Here is a 17,328-nt window from a genome sequence, read left to right as displayed (position 1 = left end):
CCCGGATGGGCGTCGACCCGGGTGTGGACCCCCGGCCCCATCTGGTCGCGTCGGTGGCGCTGTGTGCGGTGCAGACGGCAGTCGTCGCGTGGCGCGCGGCTGGCTGGCAGGCGCCGGAATCCGAGCTGACCAAGCAGGCGTTCGACCTGCTGTCCACCGGCCTCGACTACCCCGCGGCGCCGCCGGTCACCGGTACAGCTGTGCCTGGCCGCGCAGCAGCACCTGGGGCCTGACTACTGGACCTCGCCAAGCGGCGCGGCGTGCAGCTGATGCGCAACGCCGGGCCCACCCCATGGCCGAGGCTTGCCAGTGGTCGTACCCGCAGGTGACCGAGAAGGCATTGGGGCGTACCGGTTGTCGTTAGCGGGGCCGATCTCTCGAACCTGGCGTTCGCCGTGGCGGCGATCGAGGCCTAGCGCTCGCGTTCGGAGGTGGTCGTGGAGAGGACGCGCAGATCGTTGAACGCTCGCCGCAATTGCACGGCCAGACTTTGTGCGGGGTCGTCGATCCAGGCTTGGACTGCGTGCTGGTAGGCGGCCCAGCCGGTGCGGGCGGCCAGGTCGGCCAAGCCGTCACCGGCGCCGCGCTGACGTAGCGCCTCCGCCACCGCGTCGGTGAGCCATGCGTGTTTGGCCAGTTCACGTTCGCGCAGCGCCGGTGTCACCGCGATGACTTTCCAGCGGGGTTCGGAGAACGGGCGGTTGTTCTCCAGATTCCGCGCGGACTTCCGGAAGGCGCGCAGTAATACCTCGAACGGCTCCAGCCCGTCGGGCGCTTCGGCCACTGCTTGCATCAGCGCCGCGCGGAGTTCGGCTTCGCCGTCGAAGAGGACTTCGCGCTTGTCCGGGAAGTGCCGGAAGAACGTGCGCTCGTTGACGCCTGCCCGGGCGGCGATCTCCGCTGCCGTCGTCTGGTCGAACCCCCGTTCCTGGTACAGCTCCAAGGCCGCCTGCTGAAGGCGGCGACGCGCGTCTGCTCCGCTCCGTGGCACCCCCCGAGGTTACCGCAAGGTGTCAGTGACTGGCGTCACGTTGCGTCAGTCGCTGACACTACGCGTAGAGTCAGTGACTGGCACTACTTAGTGTCAGTCACTGGCGTTAACTGGGAGTGTTCCATGCATGTCTTCGTCACCGGTGGCACCGGTCAGACCGGTCCCGCCGTCGTCGCCGAGCTCGTCGCCGCCGGCCACACTGTCAGCGGCCTGGCCCGCTCGGACACTGCCGCCGCCCGGCTGGAGTCACTGGGCGCCACTCCGCACCGCGGCTCCCTCGACGATCTCGACAGCCTGCGCCGCGGGGCGGAGAACGCCGACGGCGTCGTGCACCTGGCCCTCGCCGGCGATTTCGCCGATCCGGACGACCTCATCCGCCGCGACTGCGCCGCGATCGAGGCACTCGGGCAGCCGCTGGCCGGGTCCGGCAAACCGTTCATCAGCACGTCGGGCACCTTGGTGACCAGGGCGGGCCGGGTCAGTACCGAGCAGGACGCGCCGGATTCCGGGTCGGTCGCGGCCTTCCGGATCCCGGGCGAGCAAGCCTGTCTGGGCTTTGCCGATCGGGGGGTCCGAGCCAGCGTCGTGCGACTTGCCGCGACCGTGCACGGCCCGGGCGACTACGGGTTCATTCCGGCTCTCATCGCGGCCGCGCGCAGAGCGGGCGTCTCGGCGTACGTCGGCGACGGTACCAATCGCTGGCCGGCCGTCCACCGCTTCGACGCCGCCCGCCTCTTCCGGCTGGCATTGGAGAAGGCCCCCGGCGGCAGCGTGCTGCACGGTACCGGCGAAAGCGCCGTGACGATCAAGAGCATCGCCGGGCGGATCGCGCAGATTCTCGGCATCCCTACCGTCTCGCTGACCATCGAGCAGGCCGCCGAGCACCTCGGAAACCCTTTCCTGGCCCGGTTCTTCTCTCTCGACGTGCCCGTGTCGAGCGAGCACACCCAGGCACTCCTCGGCTGGGTACCGAAGCACGCGACCTTGCTCGACGACCTCGAGACCGGCGACTACTTCACCCCGGAGGCGACCAAACGCGCGGAGGAAATCTGGTTGCCGCGCCACCGGAACTGATCCGCACCCCTGAAGACGCAAACCCGGAAGGAAGGTCGACCATGCCCATCGAAGACCTGCGCCCCGCCATCGACTGGAGCAAGTACCGGACCCTCACCCTCGACCGACGCGACAACGGGATCCTGCTCATCACGATCGCCGAGCCCGAGGGCTACCCAGCCGCCACCCTCACCCGCCGGCACACCGAAATCAGTCACCTCTGGCGCGATTTCGCCGACGACCCCGAGTTGCGCGTCGCGGTCATCACCGGCCGGGGCGACAAGTTCTGGACGGTCGAAGGCAACGACGGCATCGACGAGATGCTCGCCAACTCCGGCAACTACGGCACCACCGTCGATCTCATCCGGGAAGGTCTCGTCAACGCACGCGGCATCGTCGACTGTGACAAGCCGATCGTCTCCGCCATCAACGGCGAGGCCATGGGATCCGGGCTCGCGACCGGACTGCTCGCGGATATCAGCGTCGCCTCGGAAGACGCGCCCCTCATCGACGGGCATCTCCTCCAGGGCATCGTCGCGGGCGATCACTCCGTGATGATCTGGCCGCTGTTGTGCGGACTGGCCAAGGCCAAGCTCCACCTGCTCGCCTCAGCGCCCCTCACCGGCGAAATGGCCGAGCGCATCGGCCTGGTGAGCCTCGCCGTCCCACCGGGCGAGGTACTCGACACCGCGCTGGGCATCGCACAACGCATGGCGACCGGTCCGCAACATGCTTTGCGCTGGACCAAACGTTCGCTCAACCACTGGCTACGGACCGCGACCCCCGCCTTCGAAGCCTCCATCGGCTTCGAGGCGCTGAGCTTCTTCGGACCCGATCTCGCGGAGGCGCTCACCGCCCAAGCCGAGAACCGCCCACCGAACTTCGGGGAACCGCTGCCCTGGTGACGCCTGCGTCAGTGCGGGCGCGCGGTCAGGTGGGTGGTGAGCCGGGCCAGGAGGGGTACGCATTCCCGCAGTTGCTGTTGTTCTCGGGGGGTCAGTGCGCCGTGGATGGCGCTGTCGAGTGAGGTTGCGCGCTGGGTGCGTTCCCTGGTCAGACGGGTGCGGCCGCGGGCGGTGACGTGCAGCAGCACCTTCCGGCCGTCGTCCGGATGGGGTTCGGTGCGCAGCAGGCCGGCGTCGAGCAGTGCGTGGACGGACTTGGCCGCCGATTGGTGTGTCACCGCGCGGCGGTGGGCCAGCTCGGCCGTGGTGAGCGGGCCGTCGCGGTCGAGGTAGCCGAGGATGCCTGCCTCGCCGGCGGGCATGGTGTCGACCGTCCGCGCTGCGCGGACCAAGGCGCCGATCGTCTGCCGCAGTTCCTCGGCCAGGCTGTCGTCCATCGCGCCATCCTAGCGGAGTGGTGAACCTTTACTGTACAGTTTAGTTGTACAGTTTAGTTGTATATTGGAGAGAACCCCGTGCAGTTCACCAAGTTCGGGCACGCCTGCATCCGCGTCGAGAGCGAGGGCCGCCGTCTGGTGGTCGATCCCGGTGGCCTCAGCGACCCCCATGCGCTCGACGGCGCCGACGCGGTCCTGGTCACCCACGAGCATTTCGACCACTTCTCCGCGGACACGCTTCGCCAAGCCCTGCAACGGAATCCGGCGTTGCGGATCTGGACCAGCACCTCGGTCGCCAGGAAGCTGGACGACCTCGGGGCCCGGGTCACCGTGGTCGGCGACGGCGCGACGTTCACCGCGGCCGGGTTTCCGGTGCAGGTGTACGGCACCTGGCATGCCGTCATCCACCCCGACCTCCCGCGGGTCGGCAACATCGGCTTCCTGATCGGCGATGCCCTGTTCCATCCCGGCGACGCGCTCACCGTCCCGGATGCCGCGGTCGACACCCTGCTGCTGCCGGTGCACGGGCCCTGGTCCACCACCGGGCAGCTGATCGACTACGTGCGGGAAGTGGCTCCCCGCCAGGCTTTCGCCATTCACGACGGCGCTCTCAACGAGGTCGGCACCGCGATGGTCGCCGGTTTCCTGGGCGAGAACGGACCCGGTCTCGGTGCCCCTTATCAGCAGGCTGAGGCGGGCGTTCCGGTCGAAATCGGCTGAGGCTGGCGTCACTCGGCGAGCGGCGCGGAGAGATGGGAGGGCGAAGGTGATCAGCAAGGCGGCCGCGCTCGCAGCTGGACGTGCGGTCGGCGGGAACCGTCCATACGACGTTGTTCATCACCTGGGTCAGCCCGAAGGCGAAGCACAGTCCCGATCGCGGGTCCGCAGCTCGCGTGAACCCGGCGATGATCAGGAGGCCGCAACGCCAGAGCGTCGCGTACGTCGCGCGCGCAGTTCCGACCGTGCATAGGCGGACTTGTGTACCTCGTCCGGGCCGTCTGCGAAGCGTAGCGTGCGGACCTGCGCGAATGCCTCCGCGAGGGGGAAGTCCTGTGACAAACCGGCGGCGCCGTGGGTCTGGATGGCTTTGTCCACAATCCATTCGACCGTGCGCGGGGTGGCGATCTTGATCGCCTGGATTTCCCGGTGGGCTGCCTTGTTGCCGGACCTGTCCATCAGCCACGCGGTTTTCAGGACCAGCAGGCGGAGCTGCTCCACGCGTACCCTGGCTTCGGCGATCCAGTCCTGGATCACGCCTTTCTCCGCGAGCGCCGACCCGAATGCGACCCGGGTGTCCACGCGATCGCACATCAGGTCGATTGCCCGTTCGGCGATGCCGATCAGGCGCATGCAGTGGTGGATGCGGCCGGGGCCGAGCCTGGCCTGCGCGATGGCGAAGCCGGAGCCCTCCTCGCCGATGAGGTTCGACGCCGGTACGCGCACCTCGTCGAAGAGGATTTCCGCGTGGCCGCCGTGGTCGGAGTCGTCGTACCCGAAAATCGTCATGCCGCGTTCGATGTGCACGCCTTTCGTGCTGCGGGGCACGAGGACCATGCTCTGCTGGCGGTGCCGGTCGGCCGACGGGTCGGTCTTGCCCATCACGATGAAGATCTCGGCCGCGGGGTTCAGTGCGCCGGTGATCCACCATTTGCGCCCATTGATGACGTAGTCGTCGCCGTCGCGGACGATGGACGTCTCGATGTTCGTGGCGTCGGACGAGGCAACGGCCGGTTCAGTCATCGCGAAGCTCGACCGGATTTCGCCGGCGAGCAAGGGGGTCAGCCAGTTCTCTTGCTGTTCGGGGGTGCCGAACCGGGCCAGTACCTCCATGTTCCCGGTGTCGGGCGCGGCGCAGTTGAACGCCGGGGGAGCGAGGGCCAGGCTGCGCCCCATTTCCTCCGCCAGCGGCGCGTACTGCAGGTTCGTCAGCCCGGCTCCCCGGTCACCGGGCAGGAACAGGTTCCACAGCCCGAGATCGCGGGCGCGGGACTGGAGCTCGCCGATGATCGGCGGTGCTGCCCAAGGGTTTTCGCGCGCGGCCAGTTGCCTGGCGAACACCGGCTCCGCGGGGTAGACGTGCTCCGCCAGGAAAGCGCGGACGGCGCCGAGAAGTTCCTCCGTGCGCCCGTCGAATGCGAAGTCCACGACGCCTCCCATGCTTCGGTGCGTTGACAGAATGTCAGTGTAGCTTCCGAGGAGGTGGTGTACTCTGTTGCCTGGACCACACCCGGCGGGATCCATGGACCTGGGTTCCGCAGGCCTGCAGGTAGTCTGAAACCAGACGTCCTGGCGGTGGACGAGTCGACCTTGGAGGAATCCTGACTTCGCGGCCGGAACCTGACAATCAGTCAACCGAGGCCCGGCTGGAGGACGCCGCGCTGCGGCTTCTCCGGAAACACGGTGTCCTCGCGGGCCTCAACCTGCGCGAGGTCGCGCAGGAGGCCAAGGTTGCCCGGGGCCTGGTGTACCACCACTTCGGTTCTCGCCGGTCGCTGCTGCGTTCCGCGCTTTCGCGCTCCGTGCTGAGCAGGCGCTCCGCGGTCGTCCGCCGGGAGAAGCTTCGCGCGCGGGAACGGCTGGAAGCGTTCTTCTCCTGGGCGGTCAAGGATCCGGAAAGCATTCAGCTGATGACCCTGCTCATCCTCGACGGTGACCAGGGGGTGAGTGCGCTGCCGTATGCCGAGTACGCGCGCGAGGCGAACGTCCGCGACGTGGGCAAGGGGCTGCTGGCCGACGACATCGACGTCGACGCACTGCAAGCCGGGCTGCTCGCCGCCACATACGGCTGGGCGGTCTACCGCCGGTCGTTCGCGGCTGCGCTCGGGCGGGCCCCCGAGGACCTGGATGCCGACGTGCTCGAGATGATCGCGCGCATGTGGGAGCCGCGTGGCGGCCCGAAGGGCGAACCGGGCGACGACTGAGCCCGCTCCATCACTGCCCGCGGTTCAAGCGGGCTGAATTCCGCGTACCTGCAGGTCGAGGGCCTGTTGCGCGGACCTTACAGGTGTCCGCTGGCGGTCGAAGCTGGCGCAACGTCAACATGTGGCACAACCACCTCGCACAGCCGATGACCCCAGGCTGCCCGCCGGAGCAGAAATCGTGGGCCAACCCGTCAAATAGCTGATCTTCCCGCAGTACGCCTCACCCAGACTCGCTTGACAAAACGTCAACCGCCCGCTTTGAATGGGCTGCGTCACCCGACGAAGTGGGCCACAGCTCGGCGATCACACGGGATGGGGAAGTCACGATGAAGTGCAGGCTCCGCTTGATTGCTTTGCTCGCCGGATTGACGGTCACCACGAGCTGTGCCGTCGAACCGCCGAGCGAGGCCGACCGGCACAAGGTCACCGTGGGCATCATCAACTCCTACTCCGGCGCCCTCGCGAACTTCGGCCCGGCTTGGGAGGCCGGTTACCGGGCGGGCCTTGCCGTGCTGACCGGCGGGACCGGCACCGTGGACGGCATCCGCATCGAGATCGAGGTCCGGAACGACAACGGCGATCCGGCGACGGGCTCCAACGCGGCCAAGGAACTCCTCGGCACCGGCGCCAAGATCATCGCCGGAACGACGGTGACCCCGGTGGTGCTCCGCGTCGCTCAGCTTGCGCAGGAGAACGAGAGCATCTTCATCGCCGGACCCACCGGTACGTCGCAGATCCTCGGCATGGGCCCGGGGATCTTCCGGTCGGGGCAGAACAGCGGCCAGCTGGTCCGCACCGCGGTGAAAGCGGCGAAGGACGCCGGGGCCAAGTCGATCACCTATGTCGGCCAGGACTACGCCTACGGCCAGACCGCGGCCGCCGAACTCACCGCCGCCGCCCGGGACCTCGGCATGACCGGCGGGCAGCTCCTTCTCCCGACCGGAACCCAGGACTTCACCGCCGGTGTCGCGCGGCTCATGTCCGAGCGGCCGGGCGCCGTTTTCGTGGGATGGGCCGGAAAAGGCCTCAACCAGCTCCTCGGCGCACTGCACGCACAGGGCGCGCTCGACCCCGGTTCCGGGATGAAGGTGATGTCCGGCGCGCCGGACCGCCCCACGTACGAGCAGTTCGCGGCGGCGGTCGGACCGGAGGCGCTGCCCAATATGGTCCTGATCAGCCACTACGCCGAGGGCACGGCGGGCACCGACGCGGAACGGCAGATGCTGCAGCAGATCGCCGGGCGGCGTCCGCCGATCGACTACCAACAGGCCGACGGGTACCTCGCCGCGCAGATGACCGTGGCCGCGATCAAGGCCGCGGGCGCCGGGCTCGACGTCGCGACCGTGAACCGCGCGTTGTCCGGGACGACCTTCCAGAGCGTCGAGGGCGACATCACCATCCGCCCCGAGGACCATCTCGTGCTCAGCCCCAACATCGAAACCCGCCTCGTCCGGCAGGACGGTCAGTGGCGCCAGCGGCTGGTCCGCACCTTCGATGCCGAAGACATCGCCACCCCGGTCGGGAGGAAAATCCAGTGACCACCACGAACTCGGCCCCACGGATCGCCTGCGCCGGTCTTGACCTGGTCATCGCCGGGAACCGGATCCTCTCCGGGGTCTCCCTCGCCGCCGCCCCCGGCGAATTCCTCGGCGTGATCGGTTCGAACGGCGCCGGGAAGACGTGTCTCATCAATGTCCTCAGTGGAGCGATGACACCCACGGCGGGCTCGGTTCGCTTCGACGGCAACGAAATCCGCAAGTGGCCACCGCATCGACGGGCCCGGGCCGGTCTCGGCCGCACCTTCCAGACGTCCACGCTCTTCCTCGGCCGCACGGTGCTCGAGAACGTCCGGCTCGCCGGAAGCAGCCGCACGACCGGATTCCTCGCCGCCCTGCCGCCGGTCCGCCGCAGTGACCCCGGGATCGGCGACGCGCGGGAAGCCCTCGGTGCCGTCGGCCTTTCCGATCGCGCGGAGGAGAAGGCCGACGCACTTTCCCACGGGGAGCGCCGAAAGCTGGAACTGGCGATGGTGATCGCCCAGGGCGCGACCTGTCTCCTGCTCGACGAACCGATGGCGGGGGTGAACAGCGCCGACATCCACGACCTGGTGGAGGTCATCCGCGCGCTGCACGCGACGCAAGGCTTGACGATCGTCATGGTGGAACACCACATGGACGTGGTGCTCGACCTGGCCGAACGCGTCGCCGTCATGCATCACGGCGAGCTGCTGGCCGTGGACACCCCGGAAGGGATCACCGCCAACGAAACCGTCCAGTCGGCCTACATCGGCGAATCCCTTTAGGAGGCCACGATGCCAACGCAGTCATCGACGGACGAGCACGCCGCTCCGGCCCGGCAAGGACCGGAGGTACTGCTGGAGCTAGACGACGTCTGCGCGCACGTCGGATCGTCCCGGATCCTGCATTCCGTCGGGTTCGGGGTCCCGGCCGCGCAGACGACTGTCCTCATCGGACGCAACGGGGTCGGGAAGACCTCGACGCTCCGGTCGGTGCTGGGGCTGATGGAACGCACGGGCACCATCACCTTTGCCGGGCACGACCTCACCGCGCTGCCCACCCACCGGATCGCCCGGCTGGGAATTGCGTACGTGCCCGAAAACCGGGATGTGTTCCACGGCCTCACCATCGAGGAGAATCTGCGCCTTGCCGAACGGCGTGGCCAGGTCCCGCACTACGACCGGGTCTACGAGCTCTTCCCCGAGCTGCAGCAGCGTCGGCGGCAGGCAGCCGGGACCCTCTCCGGCGGACAGCAGCAGATGGTGTCCCTCGCAAGGGCGCTCCTGCACGACTACCGGCTGCTGCTCATCGACGAACCGACCAAGGGCCTGGCGCCCCGGCTGGTGACCGAACTCGTCGAGGTCCTCGAACGCCTCGCCGGGCGGACGACGGTCGTGCTCGTCGAGCAGAACCTCGCGGTGACCCGCCGCCTCGCCGACCATGTCGTCGTGCTCGCCGAGGGCCGGGTCGCCCGCAGTGGCCCGGTCGAGCAGGTCCTTGCCGACAGCGAGGAGCTCAGCCGCTTGCTCGGGGTCAAGACCACCGGAGGCCGAGGCTGACATGGACACCTTCCTGCTCATCGCGATCACCGGGCTCGGCCTCGGCTCGCTGTATTTCCTGCTCGCTTCGGGCCTTTCCCTGATCTTCGGGCTCATGCGGGTACTGAGCTTCGCGCACGGCGCCTTCCTCACGGTCAGCGCGTACGTGGCGTGGTCGATCATGCGGACGGTCGGCGACGGTGCTTCCACCGGACGGCTGGTACTGGCCATCGCGACCGCCGTCCTCGCGGGCGGCGTGCTGGCCTTCGGCACCGAAGTCCTGATCATCCGGCCGCTCAAGGGCCGTACCCTGGAACAGCTGATGGCCACCGTCGGGCTCGGCACGGCGATCGTCGCGCTGCTGACCGGTTTCTGGGGTCCGGACGAGCGGAACGTGCCGCTGCCGTCGTGGGTCACCGGGACTACCCACGTGTTCGGGGCGGCCATCCCGACCAACCGGTTCCTGCTGATGATCGGGTCCGTGATCGTGCTGGTCGCGATCCGCGCTTTCCTCTCCTACACCCGCTACGGCCTGGTCATCCGGGCCGGCGTGGAGAACAGCGAGATGGTTTCGGCGCTCGGGATCAACGTGAACCGCTCGTTCACCCTGGTCTTCACCGTCGGCGGACTGCTCGCCGGCCTCGGCGGCGCGCTCGCCGCCTGCTACTACCACGGCGTCAACCCGATGGTCGGGGACCAGACGATGCTGTACGCGTTCATCGTCGTGATCATCGGCGGGCTCGGGTCGATCGGCGGCGCGGCCATCGCCGCCGCCGCGCTGGGCCTCCTGCAATCACTGGCCAACTACTACATTTCCGCCGGGCTGGGGGACGTGCTCGCCGTCGTCCTGCTGGCGGCCGTTTTGCTCCTGCGTCCGCAGGGGCTCCTCGGACGCAAGGAGAGGCTGGCATGAGCCGCATCCGCACTTCGCCGTGGCTGAAGGGAATCCTGGCGGTCGCGCTCGTGGCGCTGCTCGCGGTGCTCCCGCTTCTCCATCGCACCGTCGGCGGGCTGCTGCCCGGCCCGGTGGACAGTCCGGGCAGCCTCCAGCTGCTCGCGTTGATGCTGATCTCCGCGGCCGCCGCCGTCACGTTCAGCGTGATGTTCGGCTTCACCGGCCTGCTGTCGTTCGGGCACGCGCTCTACTTCGGCATCGGCTGCTACGCCACGGTTCTGCTCACCAACACCACCGGCCTCGGCTTCTACGCCAGCGCGGGCCTCGCCGTGCTGATCACCGCCGTCGCCGCCGTCGCGGGCAATGCACTGAGCCTGCGGTTGTCCGGGATCGGGTTCAGCATGGCGACCCTGGCCCTGGCCCAGATCGCGTACATCGCCGTGGAACGCGGGTACCTCGGCACCGGTGGCGAGTTCGGTCTTCCCTACCGGCTGAACGGGTTGCCGCATGCCTTCGTGGGCCTGGCGAACACGCGTAACACCTACTGGCTCGCCTTGGGCCTGCTGGTGTTCGTCTACCTCGTTTCCCTGCTGGCGGTGCGGAGCCGGGCCGGGCACGTCTGGCAGGCGATCCGGGAGAATCCGTTACGGGCCAACGTGCTCGGCTACGACGTCTACCGCTATCGCCTGGCCTCGGGGGTCTTCTCGTCCACTCTCGCCGGGGTCTGCGGGATCGGCTACTCGGTGGTGATGAGTGAGGCCAACCCGAGCGTGGTCGTGCTGACGTTCTCGGTTTCCTTCATCCTGATGGTCATCCTCGGCGGCCGTGGCACCCTCTGGGGAGCCGTGCTCGGCGGGCTCCTTTACACGTATCTCAACCTGCGGCTCGCCGCGGTGTCCGACTCGCCGGGCTTCGCGAGCCTGCCCGAGGTGATCCGGGCGCCGCTGTCGCAACCGGGCTTCATTCTCGGGGTGCTGTTCGTGCTCATCGTCCTGTTCGTCCCCGGCGGATTGGCGTCGATCCTGACCGGACGGGGAAAGACCGTACGGCGGCGGACGGCCATGACCGCACCCCGCCTCTCCGCTCGCTCGTATGAAGGGATTACCAAGCAATGACCGGGAAAACGTGGTTCATCACCGGTACCTCCAGTGGTTTCGGGCGGCAGGTGACCGAGCAGCTGCTCGAACGGGGTGACCGGGTGGCCGCGACCCTGCGCCGCCCCGAAGCGATCGACGACCTGGTGAAGCGCTACGACGACCAGCTCTGGGTGCGCCGCCTCGACGTCACCGACGTCGACGGGATCCGTTCCGTCGTCGGGGAAGCGTTCGCGGAGCTCGGACGGATCGACGTCGTCCTGTCGAACGCGGGTTACGGCGTCTTCGGTACCGCCGAGGATTTGGCCGACGGCGACATCGACGGCATGATCGAAGTGAACCTCAATGGTCCGATTCAGCTCGTCCGTGCGGTCATTCCGCATCTGCGTGCACAAGGTGGCGGCCGCATCCTGCAGACCTCCAGCATGGGCGGCCAGATCGGGTACCCGGGTTTCTCCATCTACCACGCGGTGAAATGGGGGATCGAGGGCTTCTTCGAATGTCTCGCGGCGGAGGTCGGCCCGTTCGGCATCCAGACCAGCCTGATCGAACCGGGCATGGTGCGGACCGAGTTCTTCGAGTCGGCCGTCCGTACCGCGCTGAGCGAGCCGTACCTGGGCAATCCGGCCGTCGACCACCCGCCGGTTCCCCCCGAGACCATGCCGGGGGACCAGGCCAAAGTCGCCGCGGCGATCATCCGGACCGCGGAGTCCGACCCGATGCCGCGCCGCCAGCTCCTCGGCTCGGACGCCTATCGGCTGGTCCACGCTGCCCTGACCGACCGGCTGGCGGCCGTGGAAACGCAGCGGGAAGTCGCCCTGACCACCGACTACGACGGCTTCACTCGAGCCTGAGAGCAATCATGCTGAACCTAGCGACCTTCCTCGGCGACGCGGCGAGCAACCATCCCGACCGGGAAGCGCTCGTCCACGACGGACGGCGCCTGACCTACCGGGAGCTCGACCGGGCATCGGACGGCATCGCCCGCCGATTGCACCAGCTCGGGGTCGCCCCCGGTGACCGGGTGGCTGTGACGTGCCCCAACACGCCGGAATTCCCGGTCGTCTACTACGGCATCCTCAAGCTCGGGGCGATCGTGGTTCCGCTGAACGTCCTGCTGCGCCGGGACGAAATCGCCTATCAGCTCCGCCAATCGGGGGCCGCGGCGTATCTCGTGCACGCGCCGGACCATGCCGAGTGGCTTGCCGAGGCCGAAGCGGCGGCAGCGGATTCCGGCTGCGAGCGGTTCGTGCTGATCGACGACTGCGAATCCGATGGCAGCCAAGGCTTTCCGGTGCATCCGACCTCCCCGGACACCACTGCTGTCATCCTCTACACCTCGGGTACGACCGGACGGCCCAAGGGCGCCGAGCTGACACACGCGAACCTGGTCCTCAATGCCATCGCGGTGAATCGCCAGTACCGCAACGAGATCTGTGGCGACGTGCACCTGGTTGCCTTGCCGTTGTTCCATTCCTACGGCGCGACGGTGCACCTGAACGCCGGGATCGCGGTCGGCGCGACCCTGGTGCTCGTCTCGAGGTTCGATGCGTCCGCGGTGCTGGAGCTGATGGCCCGCGAGCAGGTGACGTTCTTCGCGGGCGTACCCACGATGTACTGGCAGCTCGTGCGACACGCGGCCGCGGCCGAGCGTCCGGAGCTGAACGTGCGCATCGCCGGGGCTGGCGGCGCGAGCCTGCCCGAGGAGCTGCTGCGGGAGTTCGAGCGGCTCTTCGGAGTGCCGGTGGTCGAGGGATACGGCCTCACCGAGACTTCCCCCGTGGTGGCCATGGGGGATCCGGTCGGCACTCGAAAGATCGGCTCCATCGGACGGCCGATCTGGGGCGTCCAAATGCGGCTCGTGGACCTCGACGGGCAAGTGATCCACGAACCCGGCGTCGTCGGCGAGATCGAGGTACGCGGGACCGGGGTGATGAAGCGGTACTTCGGGATGCCGGAAGCGACCGCCGCCGCGTTCCACGACGGATGGCTGCGGACCGGCGACCTCGCCCGGCGTGACGCGGACGGCGACTACTACCTGGTCGACCGGGTCAAGGACGTCATCATCCGCGGTGGATTCAATGTGTATCCGCGGGAGGTGGAGGAGCTTCTCATGGCGCACCCGCAGGTGTCGCTGGCCGCGGTGCGGGGCGTTCCGCATCCCTCGCACGGGGAAGAGGTGAAGGCGTTCGTGATCCGGATGCCGGAAGCGCCGCTCACCGAGCCGGACCTGGTCGCCTGGGCGCGGGAGCGCATTGCCGCCTACAAGTATCCGCGGATCGTCGAGTTCGTCGATGCGCTGCCGATGACCGCCACGGGGAAGGTGGCCAAGCGCGAGCTGGACCATTCTCCATTCGACTGACATCATGTCAAAAATCTCGCTCCGGGAGTTTCGATGTCCCTTGGCCTGTACGCCTTCCAGACCGGAACCACCACGGTCCCGCAGTCCTTCCTGCGGGACGGGGCGAGCCGCGACCCGGTCACCGTGCCGATCCTGTCCGTGCTGGTGGTGCACGAGCGCGGCACCGTCGTGTTCGACACCGGGCTCAACCCGCTGGTACGGGACGATCTCCCGGCCTACTTCTCGGCCGCCGGGCTCGCCGAGATCGGCGTCGACCTGCCGCGCGGCCACAGTGTCGCCGAACGGCTCGCCGAGCTGGGCCGGGCCCCGGAAAGCATCGACTTCGTGGTGAATTCCCATCTGCACTACGACCATTGCGGCGGCAATGCCCTGCTGCCGGAGGCCGAGATCCTGATCCAGCGGGCCGAATGGGACCACGCGACCAGGGTCCCGGACACCCACCGCGGATACCGGCAGGTCGACTTCGCGAGCAGCCGGCAGGTCACGCTGCTCGATGGGCGGTACGACGTCTTCGGCGACGGTTCCGTGGTCTGCGTGCCCACCCACGGCCACACCCCGGGGCACCAGTCCCTGGTCGTCCGGGGGCCCGGCCGGGACGTCGTCCTCTGCGGGGATGCCTGCTACACCAAGGACAATCTCGACGGGCTCCGGATGGCCGGGATCGTCGCCGACCGCGCCGCCGCGCTCGCCTCGCTCGCGATGCTCCGTGACCTGCGGGCGGCCGGCGCGCTCGTCGTCTACGGGCACGAACCCGGCTGCTGGGACGACCTTCCGCACGCTCCGAGGCCGGTGTTCTGACATGAACCCGGACGGATACGAACTAGCCGCGGCCGAGCTGCCCGACCGGCGCGTGCGGTCGATTCTGACCTCGCTCGTCGTTCCGCGCCCGATCGCGTGGGTGTCGTCGGTGAGCGGCGACGGCGTGCGCAACCTCGCGCCGCACAGCTTCTTCAACATTGCCTCGCTCGACCCGCCGATCGTGCATTTCACCAGCAGCAGGCGGGACGATCACATCAAGGACACGCTCGCCAACGTCGTCGAAACCGGGGAGTTCGTGGTGAACCTCGTCGACCGGTCCCTTGCCGCCTCGATGAACCTGACCAGCGCCGAGCTGGCGGCCGAAGAGGACGAGTTCAGCTGGGCCCGCGTCGCGGCCGCGCCGGGCACGCTCGTCGCGCCGCCGTACGTCCGGGATGCTCCGGCGGCCATCGAATGCACTGTGCAGCAGACGCTGGACATCGGGAACGGGACGATGGTCTTCGGCCGGGTCGTGTGGTTCCACCTTGCGTCGCGCGCTTTCGACGGGCACCGCGTGGACCCCGCCGGGCTCGATCCCGTCGCCCGGATCGGCGGGCCTTTCTACACCTCGTTCGGGGACGTGTTCCGGATGGATCCGCCTTCCGCCGACGCTCATCGCGAGTCCTTCCCGGCAGGGAACGCCGCATCATGAAACTCGACGGACGCATCGCACTCGTGCTGGGTGCGGGACAAACGCCAGGGGAGACGGTCGGAAACGGGCGGGCGAGCGCGATGCGGTACGCCCGCTCCGGCGCGACCGTGATCGCGGCCGACCGGGATCTCGAATCGGCCGAAGCGACCGCGGCGATGATCGTGGCGGAGGGCGGCCGGTGCGTTGCCCGGCGCGCCGACGTCACCAGCGAGGCCGACCTCGCCGCCCTGGTCGAGGACGTGGTGTCCGGATTCGGCCGGATCGACGTGCTGCACAACAACGTCGGCGTCAGCCTCAGCGCCGGCGACGCGCCGGTCACCGAGATCACCGCCGAAGCGTTCGCGGCAATCACCGCGATCAACCTGCAGGGCATGGTGCTGACCTGCAAGTACGTCCTGCCGCACATGCGGGCGCAGGAGAGCGGCGTCATCACCAACATCGGCTCGATCGCCTCCGCGATCAACCACCCGCTGGTCGCCTACCGCACCACGAAGGCCGCGGTCGTGTCCCTCACCGAGCACCTGGCGATCACGAACGCCCCGTACGGCATCCGCGTCAATTGCCTGCTCCCGGGGCTGATCGCCACCCCGATGGCAATCGACAATCCGGTGCGCCGGGGACGGCCGAGGGACGAGCTGGTCGCGGAGCGCAACGCCCGGGTCCCCTTGCGCGGGTTGATGGGTACGGCGTGGGATGTCGCGAACGCCGCGCTGTTCCTCGCGTCGGACGATGCCTCGTTCATCACCGGCGCCGCCATTCCCATTGACGGGGGACAGGCACTCAACATCGGCTGACATTATGTCAAGAATTGGAGACCTGATGACGACGGCCACGCCCCGGCCCGTTCGCCTTGCCCCGCTGCCGCCGGACGCCCGCACTCCCGAACAGGACGCACTGCTGCTGAAGGCCACCAAGACCCCGCGAGAGGTGAACATCTACTCGACGTTCGTGCGGAACCCGCACGTGTACGAGCGATGGCTGGGCCTCGCCCACGGCCTGCTGTTCGACGGCGCCTTGCCCGATCGGGTCCGGGAGCTGTTGATCCTCCGGACCGCGATTCGCTGTGGCTGCGAATACGAGTGGGCACAGCACCGCAAGATCGCCGCCCGGGCCGGGGTCGAGGAGCGGGAGATCGCGGCGGTCGCGGAGTTCGCCGAGGCGGAATGGCCACCCGCCGAAGCGGTGGTACTGCGGGCAGCCGACGAACTCCACGACACCGCAACGGTTTCCGACGGGACCTGGGATGAGCTCACCGCCCATTACCCGGCCGAGACGGTGATGGAGATCGTGGCGGTCGCCGGTACCTACCGGCTCACCGCGATGATGCTGAACGCGTTCGGGGTCGCGCTCGATCCCGGGCTCGTCGGGTTCCCGCGATGACCGGCAGGGGACGGTTGCCGGGCAGGAAGATCCTCGTCGTCGGGGGCGGGCAGACCGTCCACGACGCGGCGACCGACCCGGTCGGGAACGGGCGGGCCATGGCGATCGTGTGTGCCCGCGAGGGTGCCGATGTCGCCGTGGCCGACCACCATCTCGACCGGGCCGAGGCCACCGTCGCGCTGCTCGAAGCAGAACCCGGCAGCGGATTCGCCCTCCGTGCGGACACTCGTGAGCCGGAGGAGATCGCGGCCATGGTGGAAACCGCGAACCGGCGGCTGGGCGGCCTGGACGGGATCATCTACAACGTCGGCATCGGCATCGCGGGGCTCGATCTCGCCGGTGCCGATCCGGATGCCTGGGACGACGTGTTCCGGGTCAACGTCCGGGGCGCGATGCTCTCGGTCCGGGCGGCCGTTCCACATCTGCCGCCCGGCGGTTCGATCGTGCTGATCTCGTCCATCGCGGGCCTCCGGTCGGGGAGCAGGCTGGTGGCGTACGAGGCGTCGAAGGCGGCTCTCGCCGGTCTGCTGCGGCACGCCGCGCGCGAGCTGGGCGACCGGGACATCCGGGTGAACATGGTCGCGCCGGGATTGATCGACACGCCCAACGGCCGCCGGGCCGCGGCGGGGCGTCCGGAACGAAGCACCGCCGGGTTGCCATTGCGGCGGATGGGCACCGCGTGGGACATCGCTTATGCGGCACTGTTCTTTCTCTCGGACGAGAGTTCCTACATCACCGCGCAGACTCTTGCCGTCGATGGCGGCAAGACCGGCATTTGAGTACCG

At 68.6% G+C, this 17,328-nt stretch carries 19 protein-coding genes and 1 pseudogene; 17 read left to right on the top strand and 3 right to left on the bottom strand.

Features of this window, described 5'->3' with window-relative positions; genetic code table 11:
• Nucleotides 1-233 (top strand): annotated as a pseudogene (locus tag OO71_RS26075) (hypothetical protein); the annotation flags it as partial.
• A gap of 179 nt (nucleotides 234-412) precedes the next feature.
• Here the strand turns inward: OO71_RS26075 and OO71_RS26070 are convergent.
• Nucleotides 413-991, bottom strand: coding sequence for a TetR family transcriptional regulator (locus OO71_RS26070; protein ID WP_033292504.1), 579 nt, complete (start codon nucleotides 989-991; stop codon nucleotides 413-415).
• Between the two features lie 123 nt (nucleotides 992-1,114).
• Between OO71_RS26070 and OO71_RS26065 the strand changes: the two genes are divergently transcribed.
• The gene (locus OO71_RS26065; RefSeq protein WP_033292503.1) at nucleotides 1,115-2,065 is read left to right on the top strand and encodes an SDR family oxidoreductase; all 951 of its coding nucleotides are present in this window, start codon (nucleotides 1,115-1,117) and stop codon (nucleotides 2,063-2,065) included.
• A 41-nt stretch (nucleotides 2,066-2,106) separates the two neighbouring features.
• On the top strand, nucleotides 2,107-2,949 hold the full coding sequence (locus tag OO71_RS26060) for an enoyl-CoA hydratase-related protein (RefSeq protein ID WP_051792156.1): 843 nt from the start codon (nucleotides 2,107-2,109) through the stop codon (nucleotides 2,947-2,949).
• Between the two features lie 8 nt (nucleotides 2,950-2,957).
• On the opposite strand, the gene OO71_RS26055 is transcribed toward OO71_RS26060, so the two are convergent.
• A complete protein-coding gene (locus OO71_RS26055; protein ID WP_033292502.1) occupies nucleotides 2,958-3,386 on the bottom strand; it encodes a MarR family winged helix-turn-helix transcriptional regulator in 429 nt (142 codons plus the stop codon).
• A gap of 78 nt (nucleotides 3,387-3,464) precedes the next feature.
• Here OO71_RS26055 and OO71_RS26050 point away from each other — a divergent pair, with 78 nt between their 5' ends.
• Entirely contained in the window at nucleotides 3,465-4,106 is a 642-nt protein-coding gene (locus tag OO71_RS26050) for an MBL fold metallo-hydrolase (protein WP_033292501.1), read from the top strand.
• 189 nt (nucleotides 4,107-4,295) lie between these two features.
• On the opposite strand, the gene OO71_RS26045 is transcribed toward OO71_RS26050, so the two are convergent.
• Nucleotides 4,296-5,531, bottom strand: a complete 1,236-nt coding sequence (locus tag OO71_RS26045; protein ID WP_033292550.1) for an acyl-CoA dehydrogenase family protein — start codon at nucleotides 5,529-5,531, stop codon at nucleotides 4,296-4,298.
• Between the two features lie 170 nt (nucleotides 5,532-5,701).
• Here OO71_RS26045 and OO71_RS26040 point away from each other — a divergent pair, with 170 nt between their 5' ends.
• The 13 genes from OO71_RS26040 to OO71_RS25980 all read left to right on the top strand — a co-directional run bounded on the left by OO71_RS26040 (nucleotide 5,702) and on the right by OO71_RS25980 (nucleotide 17,322).
• A complete protein-coding gene (locus tag OO71_RS26040) occupies nucleotides 5,702-6,307 on the top strand; it encodes a TetR family transcriptional regulator (protein ID WP_084145287.1) in 606 nt (201 codons plus the stop codon).
• A gap of 326 nt (nucleotides 6,308-6,633) precedes the next feature.
• The gene (locus tag OO71_RS26035; RefSeq protein ID WP_033292499.1) at nucleotides 6,634-7,845 is read left to right on the top strand and encodes an ABC transporter substrate-binding protein; all 1,212 of its coding nucleotides are present in this window, start codon (nucleotides 6,634-6,636) and stop codon (nucleotides 7,843-7,845) included.
• Complete coding sequence (locus OO71_RS26030) at nucleotides 7,842-8,609, top strand: ABC transporter ATP-binding protein (RefSeq protein ID WP_033292498.1); 768 nt, start codon at nucleotides 7,842-7,844, stop codon at nucleotides 8,607-8,609. The genes OO71_RS26035 and OO71_RS26030 overlap by 4 nt, the downstream gene beginning before the upstream one ends.
• 9 nt (nucleotides 8,610-8,618) lie before the next feature.
• The gene (locus OO71_RS26025) at nucleotides 8,619-9,383 is read left to right on the top strand and encodes an ABC transporter ATP-binding protein (protein WP_051792154.1); all 765 of its coding nucleotides are present in this window, start codon (nucleotides 8,619-8,621) and stop codon (nucleotides 9,381-9,383) included.
• 1 nt (nucleotide 9,384) lies between these two features.
• Complete coding sequence (locus OO71_RS26020) at nucleotides 9,385-10,275, top strand: branched-chain amino acid ABC transporter permease (protein ID WP_033292497.1); 891 nt, start codon at nucleotides 9,385-9,387, stop codon at nucleotides 10,273-10,275.
• Nucleotides 10,272-11,372, top strand: a complete 1,101-nt coding sequence (locus tag OO71_RS26015; RefSeq protein WP_051792152.1) for a branched-chain amino acid ABC transporter permease — start codon at nucleotides 10,272-10,274, stop codon at nucleotides 11,370-11,372. The genes OO71_RS26020 and OO71_RS26015 overlap by 4 nt, the downstream gene beginning before the upstream one ends.
• The gene (locus tag OO71_RS26010; protein ID WP_033292496.1) at nucleotides 11,369-12,205 is read left to right on the top strand and encodes an SDR family oxidoreductase; all 837 of its coding nucleotides are present in this window, start codon (nucleotides 11,369-11,371) and stop codon (nucleotides 12,203-12,205) included. The genes OO71_RS26015 and OO71_RS26010 overlap by 4 nt, the downstream gene beginning before the upstream one ends.
• 8 nt (nucleotides 12,206-12,213) lie before the next feature.
• Nucleotides 12,214-13,713: a long-chain-fatty-acid--CoA ligase gene (locus OO71_RS26005; RefSeq protein WP_033292495.1), complete on the top strand. Its 1,500-nt coding sequence runs from the start codon at nucleotides 12,214-12,216 to the stop codon at nucleotides 13,711-13,713.
• A gap of 33 nt (nucleotides 13,714-13,746) precedes the next feature.
• Complete coding sequence (locus OO71_RS26000) at nucleotides 13,747-14,511, top strand: N-acyl homoserine lactonase family protein (RefSeq protein WP_051792149.1); 765 nt, start codon at nucleotides 13,747-13,749, stop codon at nucleotides 14,509-14,511.
• A 1-nt stretch (nucleotide 14,512) separates the two neighbouring features.
• Complete coding sequence (locus OO71_RS25995) at nucleotides 14,513-15,163, top strand: flavin reductase family protein (protein WP_051792146.1); 651 nt, start codon at nucleotides 14,513-14,515, stop codon at nucleotides 15,161-15,163.
• Complete coding sequence (locus tag OO71_RS25990) at nucleotides 15,160-15,957, top strand: SDR family NAD(P)-dependent oxidoreductase (protein ID WP_033292494.1); 798 nt, start codon at nucleotides 15,160-15,162, stop codon at nucleotides 15,955-15,957. Before OO71_RS25995 ends, OO71_RS25990 begins: the two co-directional genes overlap by 4 nt.
• Before the next feature lie 25 nt (nucleotides 15,958-15,982).
• Nucleotides 15,983-16,543 carry a carboxymuconolactone decarboxylase family protein gene (locus tag OO71_RS25985; RefSeq protein ID WP_051792143.1) on the top strand — a complete coding sequence of 187 codons (561 nt, stop codon included), beginning with the start codon at nucleotides 15,983-15,985 and terminating at the stop codon, nucleotides 16,541-16,543.
• Complete coding sequence (locus tag OO71_RS25980; RefSeq protein WP_033292492.1) at nucleotides 16,540-17,322, top strand: SDR family NAD(P)-dependent oxidoreductase; 783 nt, start codon at nucleotides 16,540-16,542, stop codon at nucleotides 17,320-17,322. The genes OO71_RS25985 and OO71_RS25980 overlap by 4 nt, the downstream gene beginning before the upstream one ends.
• The last annotated feature ends 6 nt before the right edge of the window (nucleotides 17,323-17,328 follow it).

The sequence above is a fragment of the Amycolatopsis jejuensis genome (assembly GCF_000717335.1).
GTDB lineage: Bacteria > Actinomycetota > Actinomycetes > Mycobacteriales > Pseudonocardiaceae > Amycolatopsis > Amycolatopsis jejuensis.
This window is presented reverse-complemented; position numbering and strand designations above follow the sequence as displayed.